Below are 20,469 nucleotides of genomic sequence, written 5' to 3'. Positions count from 1 at the left end.
AGCAGCGTTTTGTTGGGATTGCCTACTGCCTACTGCCTACTGCCCACGCCCTTCCGAAATGCCCAGCAACGCCATTCTCCGTCAATTCCGCCAGCGCCAGAGACTGGTCGAGATGTTCAGCCCGCCAGGCAAGCAACCGTTCGGCGAATTCCAGACGGGTGGACAGATGTGCAGGGCTCGTGGCGAGGTTGGTCAGTTCGCCAGGGTCCGCCTCGATGTTGAAAAGCAAGGGTGGCAAGCCGCCGCCAAAATGCACGTATTTGAATTTTTTGGTGCGGATGACGGCGAGGTTGCACTGACGCGAGGACACGCCGAAGTGTTGCTCGGCTTCGCCGTCCGCGATCGAGCGGAAATCGAACTCCCAATGCGCGGCGTCGCGCCAAACGGCGGGGGTTCCGCCGCTCAGGAATGGTTTCAGCGAGCACCCATCGAGATGCGGTTCGGGAGCCCCGCCAAGCAGATCCGTCAGCGTAGGCAATATGTCCACCGCTTCGGTGAAGCGATCGACGGTGCTGCCGGCGGCCTTGCCGTGACGCGGGTCGCGGATGATCAGCGGTATGTGATAACCGCCGTCGAAATAGCCGCCCTTGCCCAGCATGAAATGGTCGCCCATCATCTCGGCGTGGTCGGAGGTGAGCACGATGATGGTATCGTCCCATGCGCCTGATGCCCTGACCGCTTGCCATACGCGGCCAAGCTGTGCGTCGACTTCCGAGATCATGCCGTAGTAAATCGCCCGGATGGTGCGGAAATCATCCTCGCTCCAGTCGTGCACTTTGCCTGTAGCACCGGGGCGGAACTTCGCGCGTCTCCGCCGGGCAAGATCATAGGCGAGATAGGGATGGCTCTGGGCTTCAGCCCGCCAACTCGCCGCGCGATGAAAAGCGGGGCCATCGGCCGGATCGTATAGCGTGTTGTAGGGCTCCGGTACGATGAAGGGTGGATGCGGGCTGATGAAGGAGAGATGCGCGAACCAGGGCGCGGCCTGCTCCTGTTCGCCGAGCCAGCGGATGAACTCACCGACAAGGAAAGCCGTCGGCGTATGGTCTTTCGAATAGATCGGCGGTGCCTCAGTCACTGCATCGGCGCCGTCTTCCTCGTCCACGGGACGGTGGATACCCGGAAATCCGGCGCTGGCATCGATGCCTTGCAGCGTCAGCCAGGACAGCCATTGCTTCTGATGTTCGGGCAGCAGCTGGCGCACCGTGAAACCCGGCAGCACGCCCTCATAGCTTTTCAACCTTGGATCATCAGGCGCCAGCAGGCGGGGATCGAGCGCGACGTCAGTATAACCGAACAGCGTCGGATCATAGCCGAGGGCTCGGGCGTGCAGCGCGATGTTGCCATGACGGGCATCAAGCGGCGAACCGTTGCGGCAGACGCGGTTGTTCATCTGATAGAGGCCGGTATAGAGGCAGGCGCGCGCCGGCGAGCAAGGCGCCGCGCCGCCATAGTGCCGCTTGAACAACATGCCCTCGGCGGCCAGCGCGTCGGCGTTCGGCGTCTTCACTACGGGATGGCCGACGGCCGACAGGCAATCCCCCCGCCACTGGTCGCAGGTGATCAGGAGAACGTTCGGGCGCCTGGCTTTTCCTGTCACTCGCGATACCCTTCTCCCGACATGGCCGAGTACCATTCATGGACCCGATTTCCGGCACCAACGCAAGACCACCTGCGTTAGCTGATTGGTGAACAAAACTCTTTCAGTTGTTCACTTTTAAAGCACAGTCCATTCTGTGTTTGCCGCCTTTGCCACAAGCCGGCCTGTCCTCATATTGGCGTGGACAGCAGCGAGCGCCGCACGAACACAAGGGAAGGAGCCAAGACAATGCTCGACCAGATCAAGGGTCTGCATCACGTCACCTCGATGGCTGGGGATGCCCGACAGAACAATGATTTCTTCACCCATAAACTCGGCCTGCGCCGGGTCAAGAAGACCGTCAATTTCGACGCCCCAGACGTCTATCATCTTTATTATGGCGACGAGGTCGGCACGCCCGGCTCGGTGATGACCTATTTTCCGTTCCCCAATATCGGCAAGGGCCGTCATGGCGTCGGGGAAGTCGGCACCACCGTCTATTCCGTGCCGGAGGGCACGCTCGCCTATTGGGAAAAGCGGTTCGCCGACGAAGGCGTGACCGGTGTTTCCAGCGAGGAGAGCTTCGGCGAGAAGCGGCTCAGGTTCGCCGGTCCCGATGGCGATGGCCTCGCGCTCGTCGAGAATAAGGCCGACGGCCGCGCGCCCTGGGTGAAGGGCGGTGTTGCCGCTGACGAAGCGATCCGTGGTTTTCACTCGGTTTCGCTCAGGCTGAAGGATGGCGGCGCCACCGAGGAGCTCCTGAAATTCATGGGCTACGAAGAGATCGAGAAATCAGGCAATGTCAGGCGACTCGCCGTGAGGAACGGCAACGGCGCCGATGTCGTCGATATCGAATCGCTGCCGACCGCGGCCTTCGCCGATCTCGGCGCCGGCTCCGTCCACCATGTCGCTTTCGCGGTCGAGAACCGCGCCAAACAGCTGGAAGTGCGCAAGGCGTTGATGGACACGGGCTATGGGGTGACGCCGGTGATCGACCGCGATTACTTCTGGGCGATCTATTTCCGCACGCCGGGTGGCGTGCTGTTCGAAGTCGCCACCAACGAGCCGGGTTTCGACCGCGACGAGGACACCGCGCATCTGGGCGAAGCGCTGAAACTGCCGACGCAGCATCAGCATCTGCGGCCCTATCTCGAACAGCATTTGCAGAAGCTGGAGGGCTGAAGCGATGGGCAAGGACGCTTACACCTACAAGGGCCTGCCCGGTTCGCCGGGCGGTCCGTTGCTGTTCGTCTTCCACGGCACTGGCGGTGACGAGAATCAGCTTGTCTCGTTGGGGCGCGATCTTGCGCCTCAGGCCACCATCGTCTCGCCGCGCGGCGATGTGTCCGAACACGGTGCGGCGCGTTTCTTCCGGCGCACCGGCGAGGGCGTCTACGATATGGCCGATCTGGCGCGGGCGACGGACAAGATGACGGGCTTCGTCAAGGCGCATGTCGGGGCGGCGAAGCCGTCGGCCGTGCTGGGCCTTGGCTATTCCAACGGCGCCAACATCCTGGCCTCGCTGGTGTTCGGGGCGCCCGGTTTGTTCGACGCCACGGTGCTGATGCATCCGTTGATCCCGTTCGAGCCGGAGGTCAAAGGCAGCCTTGCCGGCCGCCACATCCTGCTGACCGCCGGCAAGCGCGATCCGATCTGCCCGCCGAACCTGACGGCGCGGCTTGAAGCCTATTTGCGTGCCGACGGTGCCGATGTCACAGTGGAGTGGCACGAAGGCGGGCACGAGGTGCGGCCAAACGAAGTCGAGGCGGCGCGGCGGCTTTTTGCCGGTGTCGCCCAAGGAGTGTAGAGATGCCCGACCAACTGCCGGAAATCGAACTCGAAGATCGCGGCTCCAAGGGTCGTTACGTGCTGCGTGGTCCAGGCGGCGCCGAGGCGGAGATGACCTTCACCAAGATCGGCGAGCATCAGCTCATCATCGACCACACCGAAGTGCCGGACGCGTTTCGCGGCCAGGGTGCCGGGCTTCGGCTCGTCACCCGCGCCGTCGAGGACGCGCGTGCGGCAGGCAAGAAGATCATCCCGCTTTGTCCGTTCGCCAATGCCCAGTTCCGGCGACACCCGGAATGGGCCGATGTGCTGAAGCAGTAGGCGCGCAGGCACTTTTTGATAGGCAGCAGCCGGGGGACAAAGGGGCAGTCCCCCGCTGCCGGCCGGCATTGTAATTTGCGCCGACCGCGCATCTTGCCTAGATAGGATATATCGCCGCGCCGACAAACGAATTGAATGATCCCCCGATGACCGAAACAGATCTCGTCCCCGTCTTCGACGGCCACAACGACACGCTGCTCAGACTCTATCAGTCTAAGGACACGGACGTCGAAAAGCTGTTCATCGAAGGGAAATCGGGCGGGCATATCGACCTGCCGCGCGCCAGGGCCGGTGGCTTCGCCGGCGGCATGTTCGCCATCTTCCCGCCGCCGGTCGAAAAGGCCAGGCGCAGCGCCGTGCCCTCGGCGCCGAGCGCCAGCGAGCCGCTGCCGCCAGAGGTGCCGCGCGCCGATGCGCTCAATTCGACGATCGCCATGGCCTCGATCCTGTTCCGGCTGGAGCGGGCGGGAGCGCTTGCCGTCTGTCGCAGTGCCGGCGATATCCGCAACGCCATGGCCAAAGGCACGATTGCCGCCGTGTTCCACATCGAGGGCGTCGAAGCGATCGATCCTGAACTCACCATGCTCGACGTGCTGCATGCGGCCGGCCTGCGCTCGCTGGGCATCGTCTGGAGCCGGCCGAATGCCTTCGGCCACGGCGTGCCGTTCCGCTTTCCGTCCTCGCCCGACACCGGCCCGGGCCTGACCGATGCCGGCAAGGCGCTGGTCAAGGCTTGCAACGAACTCAAGATCATGATCGACCTCTCGCATCTCAACGAGAAGGGCTTTCGCGATGTCGTGGGCCTCAGCGACGCGCCCCTGGTCGCCACCCACTCCAACGTTCATGCGATCTGCGGCCATTCGCGCAACCTCACCGACTGGCAGCTCGGCGCGATCCGCGAATCCGGCGGCATGGTCGGGCTGAATTTCGCCACCGGGTTTTTGCGCGAGGACGGCCGCATGAATGCCGATACCAGCCTCGATCTCATGGTGCGCCACATCGATTCCCTTTTGCAGGCCCTGGGCGAGGACGGTGTCGGTCTCGGTTCGGATTTCGACGGCGCCATGATCCCGGCCGTGATCGGTGACGTCGCCGGCCTGCCGAAGCTGATCGATGCGCTGGCGGCACGCGGTTTCGGCCGCGCACTGATCGAGAAGATCGCCTATCGCAACTGGTTGGGCATGCTGGAAAGAACGATAGGATAGAGCACCCTATTCGAAGCCCATGCGCTTCAGCCAATTCTTGCCGACACCGCGATCCCTGATGATCGGCAGCGGGTTCTCCGAATCCAGCCTTGCGCAGATGCGGTAGACTTCGAGCGTCTCGGCGCTCATCTCGTCACGCTTGTAGAAGAACATGGCGGCGGCGTAGCGCGTGCGTCCGGACCATTTCTCGCCGAGCGGCGTGTTGACCAGTTCCCACTGTTCGGCGGCTTCCCCATCTTCCGGCGGCTTGTCGGCTTCGTCCATGGTCAGAAATCCGCCGGCGGATTGGCGGTGCGGCGGTCGAGTTTGATGAAGGGCCGTGCCACCACCTTGGCCCGCTTCATCAGCTTCTGATATTGCAGCTCGCGCATGGCGTAGATTTCGACCCAGAGGTCTTCCACGACAGTATCACCGTATGGCCGCGCCAGTGAGGCGATGGCGATGTTTCGCTTGGCCATCGGCGACCACATGGCGGCGCTGACCAGACCGACCTCCCGGCTTTTCTTGTGGTAGACGATGGCGTGTTCGGCTGGGATGTTGCCTTCGATCTCCAGTCCGACCAGCACATGGCGGACCTTCCGTTTGGCGCGCGCTTCGAGAATGGCGCGGCGGCCGTTGAAGTGGCCTTTTTCCGGATCGATCATGAAGCCGAGCCCGATCTCGTCGGGCATGCGCGGACGGTCGGCGCGGATGGCATGCTCGGCGGTGGTGAAGTCGGCATTGGCAACGATCAGTCCGGCCTCGAGCCGCGCGCGATTGAGCGCGGTGTAGCCGATGGCGCGGATACCGCGCAGTTCGCCAGCGGCCATCAGCCGGTCCCAGAGGCTCAACGCCTTTTCGGCTGCGACGAAGAGTTCGTAGCCGAGATCGCCGGTGAAGCCGGTGCGCGAGATGGTAACCGTGCCGCCCTCATGGGCGAACTCGGCAAGGTCGAAGATCTTCAATCTCTCGACACCGGCGAAGCCGGCGTCGCGCAATACGGCGAAGGAGGTCGGCCCTTGCAGTGCCAAGCCGGCGACGGCCTCGGTTTCCTCCTCGACGAGGACGTCGAAACCAATGGCGCTATCCAGCAGCCATGGCAGATGCCGCTCCTGCGAACACAGGCGAAAGAGTGTCGGCGAGAGACGGAACAGGGTGCCGTCGTCCAGCACAAACCCCTCATCGTTGCACCAGGCGGTGTAGTGGACGCGACCGGGCTTCAGCTTGCTGACATCGCGCAAGGTGACGCGGTCAAGTAAGGCTTCGGCGTCCGGACCCTTGATCCGGTATTTGGTCATCGGCGAGATGTCGAACAGGGCAGCCTGGCTGCGGATGGCGAAGTATTCCAGCTCTTCGTCCCACAGGGAATGCGGCGCGCGGTAGCCAGCCCAATTGTACCAGTTCTGCGTCCTGGCCAACACGTCTATGCGCGGCTGGAACGGCGTGCCGAGGCGCAGCGTGCGGAAATGGGTCTGGGCGAGAGCGCGGGCGTTCGTCGACGGCTTTATGGTGGGATGATGGTTCATGACGGCGTTCCGTAGGACGCAGCCTTGCCGAATTGCGAAATCATGGCCTACCCCTTCATCGCAATAATGCGCCGCGCGGCGTTAAGCCCGGGTGCGCCCGAAACGCCGCCGCCGGGATGCGAACCGGCGCCGGCCAGGAACAGCCCATCCAGCGGTGTATCGTAACCAGACCAGCCGGAGACGGGCCGCGAGACCAGCATCTGGTCGGCCTGCAGCTCGCCATGGTGCCAATGGCCGCCCGGCATGCGGTAGCGTGTCTCGATATCGGCCGGCGTCAGAAGCTCGGCATGGACAACGCTCTTGCCGATGCCGGGCGCGCAGGCTTCGAGCTGCGTCATGATCGCCTTGAGGAATTTCGGCTTGCCGGCATCCCAGCCTTCCTTCAGCGCATAGGGCGCGTATTGCACCACCGCCGACAGAACACAGGCACCATCTGGTGCGAGCGATGGATCGGCCAGGCTGGGCAGCGTGATCTCCATCACCGGTTCGGGCGAGAACTCGCCGTACTTGGACGGGTTGAAGGCGCGCTCGACATGATCGGGCGAGGGCGCGATGATCAGACGGCCCTTATGGACGGCGGCATCGGCGCCAGTGAATTGCGGCGGCCGGTCGAGCGCCAGATGAAGCTTGGCGACATCACCCTTCATCCTGATGTTTTTCACCTTGCGGACAAAGCCGGTGTCGATCGCGCGCGGTCCGACAAGGTCGAGAAAGGTGGTTGCCGGACTGATGGCAGCGACGACCGTGCGGGCCCGCAGTTCCTCGCCAGTATCGAGCGCGACGCCGACGGCGCGGCTTTTTTCGACGATGATCTTTGTCACCGGCGACGATGCGCGGATGGTGACGCCAGCCTTTTCCGCCGACGCGCGGATGGCGGCGACGACGGCGCCCATGCCTCCCCGCGGCAGCAATTGCGCACCGGCGGTCCCGCCGACTTCTCCAGCCAAGCGATAATAGAGGCCGAGCAGCGAGGTCGGCGAGCGCGGGCCAAGGTGGCTGCCGAGCGTGGCGTCGAAGGCCAGCAGTCCCTTCAGCCTGTCGTCGGTGAGCTGCTCGTCGAGCAGGTCGGCGACGTTCATCAGCAGGACGCGCAGGAAGTCGCGCATGTCTTCCCTGCCGAGCTTTTTCAGGCCCAGCGCTGTTTGACCGAGGGAAGCGGTCTCGAGCAGCGACATGCCGGCGAGGTCCGGCGCGCGTCGGGAGAGGAACGGCTTCAGGATCCCGGCATAGCGCAGCAGTTGCGCGCGCAAGTCCTTCCAGGCCGATTGCTCGGATGAACTGGCACCGGTCAGCACCTCGCCATAGGCGCCGTGCAGGACCAGAGAGGGGCCATCTTTCGACAGTGCGACCGACGGCTGGAAGTCCGTGCGGGCGAATTGCAGCCCATGCTTTTCCAGATCCAGCGTCTTCACCACATCGGGGTGGAGCCTGTTCAGCAGATGGGCGATCGAGGAGGCGCGGAAGCCCGGGGCGAATTCCTCGGTGCGCGCGGCGCCGCCGACTTCGGCGCCGGCCTCCAGCACAAGCACCTTGCGGCCGGCTTTCGCCAGCGTGGCCGCGGCGACGAGGCCGTTATGGCCGCCGCCAATGACGATTGCATCAGATGACGTCATGGGCCGGGCTCATATGCGAAGTGGATTTGGCGAGATCACGCAGGATTTCGGCTGCTGCATTGCGGCCGGGCGCGCCCATCACGCCGCCGCCGGGATGGGTCGAGGAGCCGCACATATAGAGTCCGCCAACCGGCGAACGGTACTGCGCGTAGCCCGGCACCGGACGGTTGAACAGCAGCTGGTCGAAGGTCAGTTCGCCCTGGAAGATGTTGCCCTCGGTGAGGCCGACCTCGGTCTCGATCTCGCGCGGCGTGCGCACCTCCATGTGGACGATGCGGTCGCGGAAGCCCGGTGAATAGTCAGCGATCTGTGCAATCACGCTTTCTGCGAAGCCGTCGCGATCGGCATCGGTCCATTCGCGGCCGTTCACCTTGGGCGGCGCGTATTGCACGAAGCAGCTCATGAAATGCTTGCCGGGCGGCGCCATGGTCGGGTCGAGCGTTGTCGGGATCACCATGTCGAGGAACGGATCGGCCGACCAGCGCCCGGCCTTCCAATCGTCATAGGCGCGTTCCATTCGCTCCATCGAATCGGTGAAATGCATGTCGCCGCGATAGACGGGTGAGTCCTTCGGCAAAGCGGGGAATTCCGGCATCGAATCGAGCGCGATGTTGACCTTGCCGGAGGAGCCTCGAATCTTGAAGTTCTTCACCCGGCGCAGGAAGATGTCGGGCAGTTCCTTCGCCTCGACCAGTTTCAGGAAGGTGCGCTTGACGTCGGCGTTGGAGACGACCAGCTTGCCGTAAATCTCCTCGCCGCCGGCCAGCACCACGCCCTTGGCCTTGCCTCGGTTCACCAGCACATGGTCGACCTCGGCGCCGGTGCGGATGGTTCCGCCCGAAGCCTTGAACGACGCGGCCAGCGCCCTGGTCACCGCGCCCATGCCGCCGCGCGCATAGCCCCAGGCGCCGACCGAGCCGTCGACCTCGCCCATGTAGTGGTGCAAAAGCACGTAAGCGGTGCCGGGCGACATAGGCCCGAGCGCGGTGCCGATGATACCGGACAGCGCGAAGTTCGCCTTGATGACATCGGTCTCGAAATACTCGTCCAGGAAATCCGAGATCGACATCGTCCAGAAGCGCAGCGTCAGCGCCATTTCCTCCGCCGACAGGCCGGCGAATTTCCTGCCGAGGTAAAGCAACTCGCCGACGTCACGGGGGCGCAAGCTCGTCGGGTCGGGCGCCGTGCGCATCAGCAGCGGCTGGATGAAGCGGCACTGCCGCGTCACGTCGCGGGCGTAGCGGTCATAGGCCTCGGCATCGCGCCTGGAGAAGCGGGCGAATTCGCGCCGGTGCGCATCATGATCGCGGTAATTGGCAAGGTAGTCGCCGTCGCGCGTGAACACCGCGCCGCCCTCGTAGGAGATGACCTGCAGGCCGAAGCGCGGCAGTTCGAGGTCGCGCATGATCTCGGGCCGGAACAGCGAGCAGACATAGGAGCAGTTGGAGTAGAGGAAGCCCGGCGTCAGTTCGCGGCTGGTGGCCGCGCCGCCGACCCAGTCGTTCTTCTCGACGACCAGCACTTCGAGTCCGGCCCGTTGCAGATAGCAGGCATTGACCAGGCCGTTGTGTCCGCCGCCGATGACGATCGCATCCCAAGCTTTCATTGTGGCCCAGTTCTTATCTGCGACCCGCTCTTCATTTTTGCGTGATCTGTTCCCGGATACGCGGAATTTGGCATGGTATCAGCCATTCTGTCCAGCCATTCTGAATGAATGTTCAACAAATGATATTGCGTTTCCACTCGTATGCGCTACGCTTTGCCGGCATTCGAAGTGAGCATTCATCGATTGGGGATCGAGGGCTGATGATCGAAGCGGCTGATGCCGAAACGGAGTATGACGACACCGCCATTCGCTCTCTCGAGGCGCTATGGGGCGATGGTTACCTGTCGCCGGGCGGCCCGGACGAGGTCGTCGCGCGGGAACTCGAAAAGCTCAGGGGGCCGCTCTATCGGGCTGCCGCCGCCATGGTCGGCGCTGCCTGTGTCGACAGGAACATACGAAGCTGGGAAGCCATGCAGAAGGTGCTTGACACTGGCGAGCACCGTCCCACTCATCTTCGCGGGTGGAAGCCGGATGCGATTGGATAGCCGGCGATGCTGGAGACCATCACACGCATGAAGACGGCAGACGCCAGGGACGCCCTCCTTGAACCGGCACAAAAGGCTGAATCCGAGAAGCGCGGACGCAAGGCCTCGAAGGAGGTCAGGCGACTTCAGCTCATCGAGGCGACGATCGATTCACTCGCCAAGCGCGGCTATTCGGAGACGACCATGGCCGATGTCGCCGACGGCGCAGGCCTGTCGCGCGGCATCGTCAACTTCCACTTCGAGAGCAAGGAAAAGCTGCTCGTAGCGACGCTGCAGCACATGTATGACGAATATTCGGCCCATTGGCGCAACGCGCTGCAGAAGGCGGGGGATGACCCGGCCCGCCAGCTCCAGGCCCTGGTCGCCGCCGATTTCGACCGCTCCATCTGCAACAAGCGCAAGCTTGCAGCCTGGTGCGCTTTCTGGGGCGAGGCCAAGTCACGGCCGACCTACCAGGCGTTGAGCAGCGCGCGGGACGCCGTCTACCAGAACATCTTCATCGAGCTTTGCGCGGCCCTGAAGGAAAGCGGCGGCTACGCCTATGAGCCGCAGGTCATGGCGCTGGCGCTCAGCGCCATGACGGAGGGGTTGTGGCTGCGCTTGATGATGGGCACCGAGGACACCACTCGCGAGACCGCCTTGCAGGCGGCGAACGAATTCCTGTCGGCGGCTTTCCCGAGACACTACGCGCGCAAGGCCGCCGGGGCTACGAAACCATAAGAAGACCACAGAGGATGGAACAGCAATGAAGCGATTCACTCGACGCCTGACGCTGACATTGGCGCTTGCCGGAACACTGGCGGCTTCGGCCGCGGCCCTGGCGATCGCCGCCGACAAGGACCTGATCGTGTTCGACTGGTCCGGATACGAAGCCCCCAACTTCCATCCGAAATATGTCGAGAAGAACGGCGATTCGCCGACGTTCGCCTTCTTCGGTGATGAGGACGAGGCGTTCGAGAAGGTGCGTTCAGGCTTCAAGGCCGATATCGGCCATCCCTGCTCGCAGAGCGTGGTGAAATGGCGCGAGGCTGGGCTGCTGCAGCCGCTCGACACGTCGAAGATCGCGGGCTGGAAAGACCTCAATCCCGGCATCATGGCGATGAAGAATCTCGCCATGACCGATGACGGCAAGGCGTGGTTCATGCCGTGGGACTGGGGCAATACCCAGCTCACCTATAACTCCTCCAAGATCGACGAGAAGGACGTCCAGTCGCTGAAGGCGTTCGCCGATCCGAAGTACAAGGGCCGGGTGTCGATCGGCGACAATGTCGACGACGCCTATGCACTTGCAGCCCTCGCCATCGGGCTGAAGGACTGGACCAAGATGACGGACGACCAGTTCAAGCAGGCGTCCGATTTCCTGCGCCAGGTGCACAAGAACGTCCGCTCCTACTGGACCGACACGACGGATATCGTGCAGTTGCTCTCCGGCGGCGAGGTCGACCTCGCCTGGGCCTGGAACGACGCGACCGTGCAGTCGGTCGCCGCCGGCGTGCCGATCAAATCGAAGAAAGACACGGCGGAGGGCATATCGACCTGGGTTTGCGGCTATGTGCTGTTCAAGGACGCGCCCGGCAATACCGACAAGGCCTATGACTACCTGAACGCCGTCAACGATCCGGAGATCGCCAAGGTGCTGGTCAAGGACTGGGGCTACGGCCAGGCCAACGCCAAGGGCATGACTGGCGTCGATCAGGCCATCCTGAAGGAAAAAGGCTATGACGATGTCCAGAAATTCGTCGACAAGACGCTGTTCCAGTCGCCGTTGCCGTCGAATCTCAAGCTGAAGATGATCGCCGAATTCGAGAAGATCAAAGCCGGCTATTGAGTGCTGCGGAAACGACCGGTCGCTCCTGAACTGAAACGGCGTGGCGCAATGGCTTCAATGGCGGGTTGTGGTTGTTTGGCAGGTGCAGATCGCCGATATCGGCGCTGCCCCTCATCCCCCTGACGGGACCTTCTCCCGTATAGCGACGGGGAGAAGGGGCTGGCCGCGGCCTTGGCGCTCATTCTGCAGCGCTGGTGATTGGCGAAACCGCTAAGGTAGCGTCTTCCTCCCCGTCACTATACGGGGAGAAATGCCCGGCAGGGCAATGGGGGGCAGTGCTGGCTTCGGCAATTGATGGTTGGAGACAAGTTAGAAAAGCCATTGTCTGGAGCCGAACCGGTCGGGCTCGCCAAAGCCCCTGAATTCTCCTAACCTCTCCTCACATTCGCGATGGGGGGAGCACTCGGCCATGACATCCATGCTTCGCCGCCTTGCGCTCGTCACCGTCGGCGCGGGCACCGCCTATGCGCTTGCCGAAGGCGGTGGCGGCCAGATCAAGGCTGGCTATTGACGGACGAACCGGAAAGAACCGACGTCATCATCGTCGGCGCCGGCTTCACCGGCCTGTCGGCGGCGCTTGAGTTGAAGGCAGCCGGCATCGGTTTCCTGCTGCTCGAAGCGCGCGACCGCGTCGGCGGGCGGGTCGAAGCCCGGCAGAACGGGCTCGGCGAACGCATCGACAGCGGCGGCCAGTTCCTCTGCGAGGACATGCCGGAAGTGATGGCGCTGGCCAGGGCGCGTGGCAAGACATTCGTCGAGACCTATGTCGAAGGCGAGTTCATCACTCATCCGTCGATGTCGGCCAGGGGCGCCAAGCGGACCTATCACGGCGCAATGGCGATCCGCGAGCGTATGAACGGGATCGAGCCGGACGACCCCTCGATAGCCGGCATGAGCGTCGCCACCTGGCTGGAGCATCAGCACGATCCCACCGATGCCAAGGCGGCCTTCCGCTCGATGATCGAAGGCTTGTGGTGCCTGGCGGCGGACAAGGTGCCGCTCTGGTACCTGATCGACAATGACCGGCGCATCACCAACGAGGTGCCTGAGCTTCAGTACTTCCTGCGCGAGACCATGCAATCACTGGCCGAGGATCTGGCTGGCGACGTCGGGGACCGGGTGCGGCTCGGCCAACCGGTCACGCGCATCGAGCACGGGCCGCATGGCGTTCGTGTTGTCTCAGGCAATCGCGTAATCGAGGCGAGCGAAGTGCTCGTCGCGCTGCCCCCGGCAACGGCCGCGAAGCTCGACTTCGCGCCCGCTTTGCCAGCGGCTCTCCAGAGAGCGCTTGGCGCCTGGGAGAGCGGCGCGGTGATCAAGATCCTGGTGCGCTATGCCAAGCCTTTCTGGCGGCAGCGGGGTCTGAGCGGCATGGTGATGTGGCGCGATCTGCCAGGGCTGTTTGCCTGCGACGTCAGCAAGGACGCGGAGCACGCAGCGCTCGTCGTCTTCGTCGGTGGACCGCTGGCGTTGCGCTGGCGAGCGCTGGGCGAGGCGGAGCTGCGTGCGGAAGTGACGGCCAGGCTCGCAGCTGCGCTCGGCCCCGACGCGGCAGCCATTGCCGACTTCAGCTGGCGCGACTGGATAGAGGACCGATGGAGCGGCGGCGCTTACAGTGACCTCATTGTCGACGTAACGGCGAGGGATGCCGAGCGCACAATTCTCGGCGGCGCGCCACGAGTTCATTTCGCCGCTTCGGAACTGTCGCCGTCATTCCCGGGTTATGTCGAGGGCGCCATCATTGCGGGGCGCATCGCGGCGCGCAAGATCATCTCAGGACTTCAGTCCGCCATCGCCACTAGAGCCTCGGGATCGTAGGCAAGACGGATCGAGGTGCCGACCGGAATGTCGTCGGCGCCAAAATCGTTGGTCTCCGTCACCGACAGCGGCTTTTCCAGGCCCGGTATCTCGACGATCAGGTGGGTGATCTCGCCGAAATAATGGCGCTCGACAACCTTGCCAGCAACCTCGAATTTGGCCGTCGCATTGTCCCACAGGACACGCAGGCGCTCAGGCCGGATGCCGAGCGTGGCGCCGCCGCCAGTGCCCACGAAGGCCTTCGGCTTGTCGGTCTTGACGCGGCCGAAGCCCAGCGTGTCGACGACCAGCGAGGCGCCGTTCTCCTCGACGATCTCCGCCTTGACGAAGTTCATGCCGCCGAGGAAGTCGGCGACCTGGCGGTTGACCGGGCGCTGGTAGATTTCCTTGGGCGACGCGACCTGGGCGATCCTGCCGCCGAACATCACGGCGACGCGGTCGGACATGGCGAGTGCTTCATACTGGTCGTGGGTGACGAGCACGAAGGTGATGCCGACCGCCTGCTGCAGACGGCGCAGCTCGATCTGCATCTGCTCGCGCAGCTTCTTGTCGAGTGCCGAGAGCGGTTCATCGAGCAGCAGCACCTTGGGCCTCATCACCAGCGCGCGGGCCAGCGCCACGCGTTGCCGCTGGCCGCCGGAAAGCTCGGTCGCGCGCCGCTTGCCGAGGCCCGTCAGCGATACTTGCGTCAGCGCCTCCTCGACGCGGCGTTTCTCCTCGCCGCCCTGCAGCTTCAGCCGCTTCAGCCCATAGGCGACGTTCTGCTCGACATCGAGATGCGGGAAGATCGCATAGCTCTGGAACACCATGTTGGTCGGCCGGCGATTGGCCGGGATGCCTTCCATTGGCTGGCCGCCGACCGCGATCGAACCGCTGGTCGGATTGTCGAAGCCGGCGATCATGCGCAGCAGCGTGGTCTTGCCGCAGCCGGACGGGCCGAGCAGCGAGAAGAATTCGCCTTCCCTGATGGTCAGGGAGGCGTCGTCCAGCGCCTTGAACGCTCCGTAGCTGCGGATGACGTTGCGGATCTCGATCATCGGCCGGTCGGATTGCGGCCGGCCTGGTTGGGAGCGCTCGATCCGTAACTGATCAGGCATAGAGGCCTCCCTCGTTCTGGGTGCGTCTGGCCGCGCGGCGACGCAGGATTTCGGCGACGGTCATCAAAAGGAAAGAGGCGATCAAAAGCAGCGTGCCCAGCGCCAGCACGCCGGGAAGTTTCGATGCGAAACGCAGCTGGCCCCAGATGTAGATCGGCAGCGTCGCTCCGGTGCCGGTCAGGAAGAAGGCGATGATGAATTCATCCAGCGAGATGGTAAAGCAGACCAGCAGGCTGGAGATGATGGCCGGCGCCACCATGGGCAGCGTCACGCGCCGGAAGGTGCCGAAGGCGCTTTCACCGAGATCGGCCGAGGCTTCCTCGAGACTGCGGTCGAAGCCCTCGAAGCCGGAGGTCAGCACAGTCATCGAATAGGGAATGCAGATCAGCACATGGCCGAGCACGACGGTGAACAGCGACAGGCTGAGGCCCAGTTGCAGCATCACCAGCAGCATGGAGATGGCGACGATCACCTCGGGCAGCACCAGCGGCGCCATGATCAGGCCATTGATGGTGCGGCGGCCGGGGTAGCGGTAGCGGGTGATCGAGCGTGCGGCGAGGATGCCGAGCACGGTGGCGAGAACCGAGGCGGAGACGCCGACGATCAGGCTGTTCCAGGCGGCATCGAGCAAGGCCGGCGTGTTGGGCAGGTCCTCGTACCATTTGAGCGTATAGCCGGTGAGCGGGAATTTCGGCGTCGGGGCGGTGTTGATCGAGAAGATCGGCAGGAAGACGACCGGCAGATAGAGGAACACGATATAGAGGAACGCATAGAGGGACAGCCAGCCGCCCGGCAGGAAGCGCCGCGCCCTCATCGCGCCAGCCTCTGCAGGGCGCGGATGATCAGCACCGTGGCGCCAGCCGTCAGGGTGACGATCACCATGGTGGTGACGGAAAGGGCCGCGCCCAGCGGCCAGTTGGCGGCCTTGCCGAATTGCGCCTGGATGGCGTTGGCGATCATGACGCCGTCCTTGCCGCCGACGAGTTTCGGCGTGACATAGTCGCCGACGGTCGGGATCATGACGATCAGCGCCGCCGAGATGACGCCGGGCGCCGACAGCGGCAAGGTCACGCGCAGGAACGAACGCAGGGGACCGTCGCCGAGGTCGGTGGCTGCTTCGACCAGCGTGCGGTCGACCTTTTCCAGCGAGACGAAGATCGGCAGGATGGCGAAGGCGGCCCAGGCATGGGTGAGCGTGATGATGACGGCGCTCGAATTGTAGAGCAGGGCCGTCGACGGCTCGTCGATGACGCCGAGGCCCATCAGGCCGGAATTCAAGACGCCGTTATAGCCGAGGATGACCTTCCACGACATGACGCGCAGGAGATAGCTGGTCCAGAACGGAATGGTGATGAGGAACAGCCACAGGCTCTTGTGACGGCCGCCATGGAAGGAGATGAAGTAGGCGATCGGATAGGCCAGGACGACGGTGAACAGGCTGACCGTCAGCGAGATGTAGAGCGAGCGCCACAACAGATCGCGGTAGATCGGCTCGGTCAGCGCGACACGGTAGTTTTCCAGCGTGAAGGTGCGGTCGATGGTCAGGTAGTGCTGTGTCCAGAAGGAGTGGGCGATGACCACCAGGATCGGTAGCACCAGCAGGATGAGGGCGTAGAGAAAGGTGGGGCTGATCAGGGCAAAGCCCTGCACGGGCTCGGATTGCAGAAGGGCATTTCGTCTGGCCCGCGTCATGCGCAACGGGGGCGACCCTTCCGCGGCCACTGTCATTGCCAGACACCGGGGAGCAGGGCTCCGGGCGTGATCTCGGTTGCTGGCCTGGATTGTTCCGCCATCGGCATCCCATTGTGCTGACGCCGACTTGTGGTTCCCCTTGCCGGCTTTCTTTCATCATGCACGCATCCGTGGATTGAAATCAAGCGCCATCTCTGAGATATTGATTGAACGGACATTCAAAATCAGGCGAAGAAGGCCTTCGTTTCGGGCATTCGACACCGGATTGAATGCTCTGGGAGAAATGAGAGATGTGGAGGCGACGATGGCGGCGGTGCGGGATCTGAAAGCGAGCGAGATGGCAGCGCCTGGGGGCGACGATGTCGTCGACCTGGCCAAGCGCCATCTCATCCAGCCCTGGCCCTACGCTGGTTCCGTCGGTGCCGAAGCGCGCGCGCTGATCGGCGAGGGCGATGGCATCTACATCACCGACAACGCCGGCAAGCGGCTGATCGATGGGCCGGCCGGCATGTGGTGCGTCAATGTCGGCCACCGCCGCGAGGAACTCGCCAGGGTGATGTACGACCAGGCGATGGCCTTGTCCTACAACACGCCCTGGTACACGATGAACGCGCCGTCGGCGGAACTTGCCATGCGCATCGCCGGCCACGCGCCCGGCGATCTCAGCCACGTCTTCTACACCACTGGCGGCTCTTCGGCGGTGGAGACGGCGCTGCGCTTCATGCAGTTCTACAACAATGTGCGCGGCCGGCCGGAAAAGAAGCTGATCCTCAGCCGGGGCGGCGCCTATCATGGCTCGACCTATCTCTCGGCCTCGCTCAACGGCCGCCCGCGCGACCGCGACTGGATGGACGGCGCTGACGATCTGGTGATCAAGCTGTCCTCGCCCGATCCGTTCCGCCGTCCGCAAGGCATGAGCCTTGCCGCCTTCACCGATTTCCTCGTCGGCCAGTTCCGCGATACGGTCGCGCGCATCGGCGCCGACAAGATCGGCGCTTTCGTCGGCGAACTGGTGCAGGCCTCCGGTGGCGTCGTCGTTCCGCCCGACGGTTACCTCAAGCGCATCCGCGAGATTTGCCGCGACAACGACATCCTCTATGTCTCCGACGAGGTGGTGACGGGCTTTGGCCGGCTTGGCCATGTCTTCGCCTCGGGTGACGTGTTCGGCATCGATCCCGACATGATCACCTTCGCCAAGGGCGTCACCTCGGGTTATTTCCCGCTCGGCGGCGTCATCATCTCGGAACGGCTTCTGGAGGAACTGCGCCGCTCCAACCATCCCGACGCATTGTTCGGCCATGGACTCACCTATACCAGCCATCCCGTCGGCTGCGCCGTGGCGCTGAAAAATCTCGATTTGCTGGAAGAAGGCGTGCTGGCCCATACGCGAGACGTCGCGCCCTATTTCCAGGCGCGGCTGAAGACATTGGAGGAATTGCCGCTGGTCGGCGAGGTGCGTGGCCTGGGGTTGATGGGCTGCGTCGAATGCGTCGCCGACCGCGAAAGCAAGGATCCGCTGCAGCTCGACAAGGATGTCGGCAAGCGCATCGACGCCCATTGCCACGAGCTCGGCCTGCTGGTGCGGCCGCTGATCAACATGTGTGTGATGTCGCCGCCACTGGTCATCACACGCGAGCAGATCGATGACATGGTCGGCATCCTGCGCGAAGGCATTTCGCGGACGATGGATGATTTGAGGAAAGAGGGTGTTTGGCGGGGGTGATTAGTATCTCCCCCCTTGAGGGGGAGATGTCGCCAAAGGCGACAGAGGGGGTCGTCTCACGTAAATCGCCAGCGCTATCTATCGTTCCGAAATGTTGGCGCTTCACGCGCAGCGACCCCCTCTGGCCGCTTCGCGGCCATCTCCCCCTCAAGGGGGGAGATTGGCGGCCTTACCCCCTCGACCTCAACGCGTCATTCAAATTCCACATATCCTTCTCCTCCGGCGCGGTCTCCAGGCCGAGCACCGGCAGCATCTTGCGCAGATGGTCGTGGTGGGTGCGCACGCCATATTCGAGGTCGGAGAGATAGAATCCGCCGAAGGCTTCGGACAGCATGGATTCGTTCGACCACACCGAAAGCTGCACGTCTTCCGACATGGTGTCGCGGTCGATGCGGAAGGACAGGTAGCGGGCGGCGGCCTGTTCACGGCTTTCGTCGCGGTAGCGGTAGATGGCGCCGCGCAGCAGGGTCTCCCCCGTCGACAGCGGGAATTCCTGATAGAACTGCACCGATTCCGGCATCACCGAGAGGACGGCGTTGGGGAAGATACCGTAATAGACCCAGGCCTTCTTCAGGTGTTCGGGCAGGTGTGTCGGCTCGGGCGCGATCTTGATGTAGTTCCTGACGCTCCAGCGGCGGCCGGCATGCGGGTTGTAGGTGGCGAAGGAGCGCGACACGCCATTGATGAAGGGCTCGTCGAAATAGGTCGCGCCATAGAGGTCCTGCAGGGCGGGATGCGCCATGGCGACGTGATAGCCTTCGTTGTCGACGTCGCGCACCGACTTCCAGTTGACCGGGGTCGTCTGGGTCCAGATTCCCCAGGACGGCACCATGTCGGCGGCCTTGTAATGCGCGAATTCGGTCTCGATCGGCCTCATCAGTTCGGCGACGGAGGGCTGCGGCCCGCCATCGCGGAAGCGGATGAAGATGAAGCCCATCCAGATTTCCAGATCGAGCTGCATCAGGCCGAACTCGGTCTTGTCGAGATCAGGGAAGGAGCGCGGGCGCGCGGCGCCACGCAGCGTGCCGTCGAGATTGTAGACCCAGCCATGGAACGGGCACACCAATGCGTTCTTGCAATTGCCCTTGCTGTCGGCGACGACGCGGCTGCCACGGTGACGGCACATGTTGTTGAAGCCGCGCACGACGCCGTCCTTGCCGCGTACGATCAAGGCGCGTTCGCCGACCACATCCATGGTCAGGTAGTCGCCGGCATCCGGGATGTCGCTGACGTGTCCGGCGATCTGCCAATGGGTGCGGAAGACATGCTCCTTCTCGAGTTCGAGGAGGGCGTCGGAATGGTAACTCCAGCCCGGCAGACCCCGCCGGTCCCAATCGTTAGGGATCGCCACGTCACGCAGGTGCGGGTTCATAAAAGTCTCGTTTTTTGTTGAATACTCATTCAATAAAAGCATATTTTGCATTGAAATGCAATGGCTTGTGAAAACCAGTATGATTTTGGCGCGGAGTTTGCGCGCTATCCGCCGCTGAATCCAGTGCTGTCGCCGGCCTGAAAACCCCGGAGAATCCGGGTGTTAGCCTGCGGCTTCGAAGCCGCCTCCCGCCTTGACGTGCCCGGAATGACTGACTTTGCCCGGTTGTGCCCGGAGTTCTGTTTCATAACTGTTACAAGCCTGACTTTACGTCATCGTTCAGCTGTTACAAGGCGCGATTAAGTTCACTTTATTGAAAAAGGAAAATCAACGAAGGGAACTACGATGCATGCGAAAGTCCAGATCCCCAACGGCGGTTGTCGGCTCCAGGCTCCGGAGCGCGCTGACCGCCGCCCGAAACTGGCCTTACGTCAGCGCGCCAGCGACCACCCGATGGCAATGTTCATGGCGCTGGCTGCTTGCGCCTTCGCCTGCCTGGCGTTCACGCCGGCGGCCGGCCCGGCCTTCGCTTCGCTCAATCCCCCAGCCAACATCGTCGCAGGCGCGCTGACCACCACAAGGACCGCACGCCTGCCGATGCCGGCGGTCGACTTCGCATGCAAGGGGCAGGCCTGGGGCGCCGAGAGCGTGGATTGTCTGCGCGCCATCGCCGAGCAGTCCGGAACGCACAAGGCCCGCGCGATCCGCATGATCGCCAACGCCGCGCCTCTGACCAACACGCCGAACGTCTTCTGATTTCCAGGCTTGATCCCGAAGCCGGCTTCCAGGCCGGGGTCATGCCGCGATCTCCCCGAGCGCTCCCTCCAGCGCTCCCTT

At 63.5% G+C, this 20,469-nt stretch carries 19 protein-coding genes; 10 read left to right on the top strand and 9 right to left on the bottom strand.

Going from position 1 to position 20,469, the window contains the following annotated elements; translation table 11 throughout:
* Positions 1-22 precede the first annotated feature (22 nt).
* Entirely contained in the window at positions 23-1,600 is a 1,578-nt protein-coding gene (locus FJ958_RS12635) for an alkaline phosphatase family protein (protein ID WP_140742999.1), read from the bottom strand.
* A gap of 228 nt (positions 1,601-1,828) precedes the next feature.
* On the opposite strand from FJ958_RS12635, the gene FJ958_RS12630 reads away from it, so the two are divergent.
* The 4 genes from FJ958_RS12630 (at position 1,829) to FJ958_RS12615 (ending at position 4,893) form a co-directional block, all read left to right on the top strand.
* Positions 1,829-2,761: a VOC family protein gene (locus FJ958_RS12630; RefSeq protein WP_140742997.1), complete on the top strand. Its 933-nt coding sequence runs from the start codon at positions 1,829-1,831 to the stop codon at positions 2,759-2,761.
* 4 nt (positions 2,762-2,765) lie between these two features.
* Positions 2,766-3,386: an alpha/beta hydrolase gene (locus FJ958_RS12625; protein WP_140742995.1), complete on the top strand. Its 621-nt coding sequence runs from the start codon at positions 2,766-2,768 to the stop codon at positions 3,384-3,386.
* 2 nt (positions 3,387-3,388) lie between these two features.
* Positions 3,389-3,688, top strand: coding sequence for a GNAT family N-acetyltransferase (locus FJ958_RS12620; protein WP_140708095.1), 300 nt, complete (start codon positions 3,389-3,391; stop codon positions 3,686-3,688).
* Between the two features lie 146 nt (positions 3,689-3,834).
* Positions 3,835-4,893, top strand: a complete 1,059-nt coding sequence (locus tag FJ958_RS12615; protein ID WP_140742993.1) for a dipeptidase — start codon at positions 3,835-3,837, stop codon at positions 4,891-4,893.
* A 6-nt stretch (positions 4,894-4,899) separates the two neighbouring features.
* Here FJ958_RS12615 and FJ958_RS12610 read toward each other — a convergent pair whose 3' ends face one another.
* The 4 genes from FJ958_RS12610 to FJ958_RS12595 are packed head-to-tail and all read right to left on the bottom strand — an operon-like array spanning position 4,900 to position 9,617.
* The gene (locus tag FJ958_RS12610) at positions 4,900-5,157 is read right to left on the bottom strand and encodes a hypothetical protein (protein WP_140742991.1); all 258 of its coding nucleotides are present in this window, start codon (positions 5,155-5,157) and stop codon (positions 4,900-4,902) included.
* 2 nt (positions 5,158-5,159) lie between these two features.
* Positions 5,160-6,398 (bottom strand): aminomethyltransferase family protein, encoded by a 1,239-nt coding sequence (locus FJ958_RS12605; RefSeq protein ID WP_140742989.1) that lies wholly within the window; start codon positions 6,396-6,398, stop codon positions 5,160-5,162.
* A gap of 47 nt (positions 6,399-6,445) precedes the next feature.
* Positions 6,446-8,011 (bottom strand): NAD(P)/FAD-dependent oxidoreductase, encoded by a 1,566-nt coding sequence (locus tag FJ958_RS12600; RefSeq protein ID WP_140742987.1) that lies wholly within the window; start codon positions 8,009-8,011, stop codon positions 6,446-6,448.
* Entirely contained in the window at positions 7,998-9,617 is a 1,620-nt protein-coding gene (locus tag FJ958_RS12595; RefSeq protein WP_140742985.1) for an NAD(P)/FAD-dependent oxidoreductase, read from the bottom strand. Before FJ958_RS12595 ends, FJ958_RS12600 begins: the two co-directional genes overlap by 14 nt.
* Positions 9,618-9,817: 200 nt before the next feature.
* Between FJ958_RS12595 and FJ958_RS12590 the strand changes: the two genes are divergently transcribed.
* From FJ958_RS12590 to FJ958_RS12575, 4 genes are all read left to right on the top strand, one after another.
* Positions 9,818-10,102, top strand: a complete 285-nt coding sequence (locus FJ958_RS12590; RefSeq protein ID WP_140742983.1) for a hypothetical protein — start codon at positions 9,818-9,820, stop codon at positions 10,100-10,102.
* A 6-nt stretch (positions 10,103-10,108) separates the two neighbouring features.
* Entirely contained in the window at positions 10,109-10,822 is a 714-nt protein-coding gene (gene betI / locus FJ958_RS12585; RefSeq protein WP_140742981.1) for a transcriptional regulator BetI, read from the top strand.
* A 25-nt stretch (positions 10,823-10,847) separates the two neighbouring features.
* Entirely contained in the window at positions 10,848-11,930 is a 1,083-nt protein-coding gene (locus tag FJ958_RS12580; protein ID WP_140742979.1) for an ABC transporter substrate-binding protein, read from the top strand.
* 507 nt (positions 11,931-12,437) lie between these two features.
* A complete protein-coding gene (locus tag FJ958_RS12575) occupies positions 12,438-13,748 on the top strand; it encodes a flavin monoamine oxidase family protein (RefSeq protein WP_181176379.1) in 1,311 nt (436 codons plus the stop codon).
* On the opposite strand, the gene FJ958_RS12570 is transcribed toward FJ958_RS12575, so the two are convergent.
* The 3 genes from FJ958_RS12570 to FJ958_RS12560 are packed head-to-tail and all read right to left on the bottom strand — an operon-like array spanning position 13,712 to position 16,573.
* Positions 13,712-14,785 (bottom strand): ABC transporter ATP-binding protein, encoded by a 1,074-nt coding sequence (locus tag FJ958_RS12570; RefSeq protein ID WP_140743066.1) that lies wholly within the window; start codon positions 14,783-14,785, stop codon positions 13,712-13,714. The genes FJ958_RS12575 and FJ958_RS12570 overlap by 37 nt on opposite strands.
* Positions 14,786-14,837: 52 nt before the next feature.
* Entirely contained in the window at positions 14,838-15,659 is an 822-nt protein-coding gene (locus FJ958_RS12565) for an ABC transporter permease (protein ID WP_140742975.1), read from the bottom strand.
* A complete protein-coding gene (locus FJ958_RS12560) occupies positions 15,656-16,573 on the bottom strand; it encodes an ABC transporter permease (protein ID WP_140742973.1) in 918 nt (305 codons plus the stop codon). The genes FJ958_RS12565 and FJ958_RS12560 overlap by 4 nt, the downstream gene beginning before the upstream one ends.
* A gap of 268 nt (positions 16,574-16,841) precedes the next feature.
* Here FJ958_RS12560 and FJ958_RS12555 point away from each other — a divergent pair, with 268 nt between their 5' ends.
* Positions 16,842-18,260, top strand: coding sequence for an aminotransferase (locus FJ958_RS12555; RefSeq protein WP_140743064.1), 1,419 nt, complete (start codon positions 16,842-16,844; stop codon positions 18,258-18,260).
* A 169-nt stretch (positions 18,261-18,429) separates the two neighbouring features.
* Here the strand turns inward: FJ958_RS12555 and FJ958_RS12550 are convergent, their stop codons facing one another.
* Positions 18,430-19,632 carry an aromatic ring-hydroxylating dioxygenase subunit alpha gene (locus FJ958_RS12550; RefSeq protein WP_140742971.1) on the bottom strand — a complete coding sequence of 401 codons (1,203 nt, stop codon included), beginning with the start codon at positions 19,630-19,632 and terminating at the stop codon, positions 18,430-18,432.
* A gap of 345 nt (positions 19,633-19,977) precedes the next feature.
* Between FJ958_RS12550 and FJ958_RS12545 the strand changes: the two genes are divergently transcribed.
* A complete protein-coding gene (locus tag FJ958_RS12545; RefSeq protein WP_140742969.1) occupies positions 19,978-20,388 on the top strand; it encodes a hypothetical protein in 411 nt (136 codons plus the stop codon).
* Positions 20,389-20,469 lie beyond the last annotated feature (81 nt).

The sequence above is a fragment of the Mesorhizobium sp. B2-3-5 genome, from assembly GCF_006442395.1.
GTDB lineage: Bacteria > Pseudomonadota > Alphaproteobacteria > Rhizobiales > Rhizobiaceae > Mesorhizobium.
Note: the sequence above shows the minus strand (reverse complement) of the source record. Positions and strands in the feature narration are given on the sequence as shown.